This is a genomic window from Thiocapsa sp. (assembly GCF_035467215.1).
Lineage (GTDB): Bacteria > Pseudomonadota > Gammaproteobacteria > Chromatiales > Chromatiaceae > Thiocapsa.
The window spans coordinates 1-2,681 of record NZ_DATITZ010000312.1; the positions used below are offsets into that span (position 1 = coordinate 1).

Consider the following 2,681-nt stretch of genomic DNA (forward strand, 5'->3'; position numbering starts at 1 on the left):
TGTCCGAGTTTTTCGCTGGCCTGAAGCGGGTCAGGAGGCAATGCGCAAGCGGATGTCGTCGAGATGCGAGAGGATGAAATCGGCGACGCTCTCGGGTGCGTTCAGGGGGAGGACGACACGCGGCGGCTCCACCGCGAGGGGCACGTCGGTGGCCACGGCAATGATGCCCGGATCGCTCGGATAGAGCGGCGCTTCCCCGGTAGCCGACCGATGGACCTCGATCTTCGGATAGTCCGCATGTTTGAAGCCTTCCACGAGGATCAGATCGAGCCGCTCGAGCTCGAACCGCGAGAGCATCCGATAGAGGTCCGGGTCCTCGCCCTGCACCGGATTTTGGACCTGCAACGCCCAGCGCGCCTTGGATGCCAGGAGGGTCTGATGCGCACCGGCCTCGCGCACCTCGTAGCTGTCCTTGCCGGGTACGTCCAGGTCGAAGCGATGGTGCGCGTGCTTGAGGTAGCCGACGCGCAGGCCGCGACGGCCGAGGACGGCGACGACCTGTCGAACCAAGGTGGTCTTGCCCGACCCGCTCGGGGCGACAAAGCCGACCACGGGAATGATTGTCTCGCCCATCGGTGTGATCCTCGGTGCGCTTCGGAGACGGCATCGCCTTTTCGGGACGCGCCTGTTCGACGCCATTCTAAACACGTGGGCGCAGCCCACGCCTTGGACATTTCTCGAAGGCCGGCGCAGAATGACGCGCAGAAGCGGTCGGCCCCTGTCCCGGTCACGACCGACGCAGCGCACCACCGCGCATTCCTCGCGAAATCCAGTCCCTCGACGACATCGTCCCGACGAAAAGACTCCCGAATCCATGGCTCAATACATTTTTACAATGAACCGGGTCGGCAAGATCGTGCCGCCCAAGCGCGTCATCCTGCGCGATATCTCGCTGTCGTTTTTCCCGGGCGCAAAGATCGGCGTGCTCGGTCTGAACGGCTCGGGTAAATCGACCCTGCTCAAGATCATGGCTGGTCTGGATACCGAGATCGAAGGCGAGGCGCGTCCTCAGCCCGGCATCAAGATCGGCTTTTTGTCGCAGGAGCCGGGGCTCGACGCAACCAAGGACGTGCGCGGCAATGTCGAGGAGGCGCTCGGCCATATCACGGCGGCCTTGGAGCGACTCGATGCGGTCTACGCCGCCTACGCGGAGCCGGATGCGGACTTCGACGCCTTGGCCAAGGAGCAGGCCGATCTCGAAAACCTGATCGAGGCCACCGACGGACACAATCTGGAGCGCACCCTGGAGGTCGCCGCGGATGCGTTGCGCCTGCCGCCCTGGGACGCCGACGTGACCAAGCTCTCGGGGGGCGAGCGCCGCCGAGTCGCACTCTGCCGTCTGCTGCTGTCCAAGCCGGATATGCTGCTGCTCGACGAGCCGACCAACCATCTGGACGCCGAATCCGTCGCCTGGCTCGAACGCTTCCTGCACGAGTATCCCGGCACCGTCGTGGCCGTCACCCATGACCGTTACTTCCTGGACAATGTCGCCGGCTGGATCCTTGAGCTCGACCGCGGACACGGCATCCCCTGGGAGGGCAATTATTCCTCCTGGCTGGAGCAGAAGGAGCAGCGTCTGGAGCTGGAGCAGAAGCAGGAGCAGGCGCGCATCAAGTCCATGAAACACGAGTTGGAGTGGGTGCGCTCCAATCCGAAGGGCCGACACGCCAAGAGCAAGGCGCGCATGGCTCGGTTCGACGAGCTGCAGTCCCAGGAATTTCAGGCGCGCAACGAGACCAACGAGATCTACATCCCGCCCGGCCCGCGTCTGGGTGACCTGGTGATCGAGGCGGAGGGGCTGAAGAAGGCGTACGGCGACAATCTGCTCTACGACAATCTCTCCTTTACCCTGCCCAAGGGCGGCATCGTCGGCATCATCGGCCCGAACGGTGCCGGCAAGACGACGCTCTTCCGCATCCTGACCGGTCAGGAGACACCCGACGCCGGCAACCTGCGCATCGGCGAAACCGTACAAATCGCCTATGTCGATCAAAGCCGCGATTCGCTCGACGACAGCAAGACCGTCTGGGAGGAGATCTCCGACGGGGCCGACAACATCGTGGTCGGTCGCTACGAGATGTCCTCGCGCGCCTATTGCAGCCGCTTCAACTTCAAGAGCACCGATCAGCAAAAGCGCATCGGCGATCTCTCCGGCGGGGAGCGCAACCGGGTGCATCTGTCGAAGCTCCTCAAGAGCGGCGGCAATCTCCTGCTGCTCGATGAGCCCACCAACGACCTGGATGTGGAGACCTTGCGCGCGCTCGAAGAGGCACTGCTGACCTTCCCGGGCTGCGCCGTAGTGATCAGCCATGATCGCTGGTTCCTGGATCGCATCGCCACGCACATCCTGGCCTTCGAGGGCGACTCGCAGGTGACCTGGTTCGAAGGCAACTACGCCGACTACGAAGCCGATCGGCATCGCCGCTTGGGCACCGAGGCGGATCAGCCGCACCGGCTCAAATATCGGAGGCTCACCGCCTAGACGGCCGCGGGGCCGCCTGCGCCCGACCATGAGTCTGCGTCTGAACCGTTTGATTCGGCATCCCTGGAAACCCTGGAGGGTTGTTCCCGCCTCGACGCGATTGGCAACACGGGGCTATCTGATCGCCCTGAGCGGCGCGCCCCTGACCTTGGGCTTGGTCGCCTGGGATTATCGCGAGAGGATGTCCGCAATTGCCGAG

At 64.0% G+C, this 2,681-nt stretch carries 2 protein-coding genes; one reads left to right on the plus strand and one right to left on the minus strand.

All coding sequences use genetic code 11. The features are described 5' to 3' along the window. Nucleotides 1–30 precede the first annotated feature (30 nt). Entirely contained in the window at nt 31–573 is a 543-nt protein-coding gene (mobB, locus tag VLR48_RS16995; protein WP_414718620.1) for a molybdopterin-guanine dinucleotide biosynthesis protein B, read from the minus strand. Between the two features lie 241 nt (nt 574–814). On the opposite strand from mobB, the gene ettA reads away from it, so the two are divergent. Then, nucleotides 815–2,482, plus strand: a complete 1,668-nt coding sequence (gene ettA / locus VLR48_RS17000; protein WP_325292929.1) for an energy-dependent translational throttle protein EttA — start codon at nt 815–817, stop codon at nt 2,480–2,482. The last annotated feature ends 199 nt before the right edge of the window (nt 2,483–2,681 follow it).